Source organism: Gabonia massiliensis (assembly GCF_001403595.1).
In the GTDB taxonomy this organism is placed as follows: domain Bacteria; phylum Bacteroidota; class Bacteroidia; order Bacteroidales; family Coprobacteraceae; genus Coprobacter; species Coprobacter secundus.
Window position 1 is genome coordinate 830,764 of the sequence record NZ_LN877939.1, and the last position, 3,343, is coordinate 834,106.

Here is a 3,343-nt window from a genome sequence, read left to right on the forward strand (position 1 = left end):
TCTAACGGTAACACGGCCTTTAAGGCTGTCCGATAATTGTTCCTCTATTTTATGGAAGGTCTCTTTGGCGAAATCAGAAAATGTATCACTACCTGAGACCTCGCTTTTTTTCACTTTTTGTCCGGCATTCGCTTCATCCGGTTGTTTTCCCCTTTGGTTTTGTGTATCTTTGTTTTCGGAAATGTCTGGCTCTTGTCGGGTAACTGTGTCATCTGACTTGTCTTCATGGTTGCTTATAACGTCCATCCTACTATTTGATGGGGCGGACGTTTCTTTTCCACCGTCTAACTCTCCGTCTGCTGGCTCTCCGTTCTCTCCTAAGAGACTGTCTGCTTCGTTTGCTTTATCGGGTACAATGCCCAGTTTGGCCATTAGTTCTTCGGAACGTTTCCTGCGGGCGGCATCCCGTTTTTTACGTGCTTCTTGTTTTTCTTTTTCCGTGTCGAGGATGTCTTTTACTTTATAGCCGGCTGTCTCTATGCCTTCTCTTATGCTGATGCGCTCTCCGATGCTTGCCCGGTCATACATTTCTTGCAGGCGCCCGGATGATTGCAGTCCAAGGATATAGTCCGGGTAGCTGTCCGATGCCCGGTTATAAGCGTCTATGTAGGCTTCTGAGTCTTCCCATTCTTCCCGGCTCGTGATGCCTGAGGCGTCGAAGGCTTCCTGCAGCGCCCTGTCGATGTACTCAGATTCGGAGAGGAAGGGGGCTTGCTCTTTATCGGCAGTTTTTTTGCTTGCTATGGCCTCTTTCTGTACTTCACTCGGATTTGTCTCTGTTTCAGTCTCGGATGTTGCAACTTTTTCGCCTAATTCGTTGGCTTTTAGGGATAATTCAGTATCTTTGCTCTGGGAAGAAACTTCGCTCTGCCTTTTAGTGCGGCCTGAAGTCTTGTCGTCTTGTTGAGCTTCAATGGTGGTAATAGGTGGGGTTGCGACATCTTCAGACACGGAATCTGCGCCCCGTGTCCAGAGCAAAGGTCTTTCTTTTATATTCTTGATTGTCTCATATCCGGCAGTCTTTATTCCCATGAATTTTCCTGTTTGACTGTTTACTACAATAGAAACAGCTCTCCGGCCAACCTTGTTTCTTCCGTTCTCTATGGAGAATATATAACTGTTGCCTCTGCCTAATCTTACGGTATCAACATTATTTATAATCGAAAGTACAAAATCTATCGCATCGTCAAGATTTTCAAGTTTAAGTTCTTTCGCATGATGCTCATACACGTGTAAAGCCATGCTTTCCGTCAACTTGAAAGGAATGGCAGGGAAGCCTATCCTGTCAAATATTTCATCGGGTATAATTGCTAATGATGTCGAGCCTTGTGCATTTTGATAAAAATACTCGCCATTATCGGCTGTCTCTTCTGAGAGGGCGTATTTCTCTCCTAAAAGAGAAACAATTTTTTCTCTGCGCTGTTCTGATCTTCTATCAGAATCCGGTTCCCCTTCTGACTTTTCTCTTCCGCTATCGCTTTCAGTGCGTCCTGTACTGTCGGGCTTTATTTTTTCTTCCTCTGCCTGGCGTATACGTTCTGTTTCTGCTTGATGCTTTCTTTTCTGCGGGGTCTGGGCTATCTTCTTCCAGATATCCACTTGCTGCTTGGCTTGGTCGATGGCGGCTTTGCGTTCTCTCTCGGCTGCTATCTTCTCGGCAATGGTAGTGCCGCCTTTGGGCTTGGATTTCTGGAGTCTCTTCAATGCGGCTTCTTTGTCGGCAAGCATGGAGGCAGCAACATTCTGCGCTACCTGTTCGTCGCCCCCGGCCTGCTCTACAATGGCATCCCAGGCGGTATCAGGGTCGGCCTGCTCATAGAGGGGATTGCCTTGTGCGTCTTTGGGAATGCGCTGTATGGCAGGAATATTTTCAGGTTCTATGTGGCTGTCTGCGGACTCTACGGGAATAATTTGGGATGTATTTATTTCTTGGGTTACTTGTTTCCCTGAGGTATTAATCATGGGTTCTCCATTGTCATACAGGAGTCCGATACGGGCTTTGTCTCCGTTTACGGACAATAGGGTTACGGGTTTGTCGTATCCTTGTATGTGTATGGTGGTGCCCGGCTGCGGGATGCTCTGTCTTGCATTGCCGGAGGGTTGTCCTGCGGGTGCTGTTTCAACACCGTTTTCAGGCTCAGGGTATTCCTGCATACTTTCTCCTGCTCCGCTTTCTTCTTCGGGGTAGGATTGTATCTCGTCGAGGGTAAAGGACAAGGTTTGTTCTTGCCCGTAGGGGCCGGTTACGGGCTTGCCGTAGGGGTCGACTATCCGGCCGATAATCGTATCGGCGTTTTGTGAGGTTACGATAACGCGGAGGGGGCTGCCGTTTTTATTTACTGACACGACGGTGCCGGGGACGAGGGTGTTCATCTCGCCCTCTTCTTGTGAGAGGACAGCATCTTCTACTTGCTGCTCCATGGTGGAGGCTTGCTCGTCAAGGGTCATGTAGTCTTGTACCTTGCCCAACTGTGAGGGGGAGACGACTTGGGTATCTCCTTCGGGGGTGATGATGGTAAGCATACCGGTGCTGCCTTCCCGGGGGGTGATGTTGCCTTCGGGGTCTATGTCGAATGTACCGGAGGTGATGCGGACGGTCTGCCCCCGGTAGTCAGCGTATATGGTGGCACCCATGTCGGGATTGGCTTGTTGCCGCAGATTTTCAATGATACGGCCAGCTTCTTCTTTGATGCGCGACTGCAAGCCTCCCAGGTATGCTTCGTAGAGGTTGGCCTTGTATATGTAGTCCTGGATGATGGCTTGTTCTTGTGAACGTTGTTTTCGTTCTTCGGCTGTAGGTGCTTTTGAAGATTCGGCAAACATCTGTCCCAATATCTTGCTTTGGTCTTGTAGGTTCTCACCGAGGATGGATTTTATCTCGGCTACCTGGCTGGGGGAGAATGCCTCGTTAAGGTGCCGGTCGGCCCGGTCGTAATCGGCTTTTATTTTCCGTTTGGCTCCAGCTCGCAGGGTAGCTGCTGCAGAGCTCATGCCGACGGACATGATGCCTACGGTAGTTATGGTTTGTAAGGCGTTTTCCCAATTGTATATGTCTTCGAGTCCTTGGTCGCCTATGGTGACGGCATTGAGGGTTCCTTCCATGAATTCTTCGAAGGTTTCGCCCGCGATGCCGTTCCAGCCGGTGGCTTTGGCAAAATCGCGGAAGCCGGTGATGATATTTTTGTCTTTTATCATCTTAGTGTAATCGAGGACTCTAGGGGTGGTGCGGGATATGAAACCGGTGAGCCGGGGGGATATATGCCGGGTGGTCGCACCCACTATTTTTTTTACTCCAGGTTTGAAAAATTTACCTAACGCTCCTAATAACTCTCCCGACATTTCA

General features: G+C 49.1%; 1 protein-coding gene. It reads right to left on the bottom strand.

The window, feature by feature from the left end; translation table 11 throughout:
- The coding region (locus tag BN2628_RS17575; RefSeq protein WP_055096744.1) for a hypothetical protein at window positions 1–3,343 on the bottom strand (3,343 nt) is incomplete at both ends.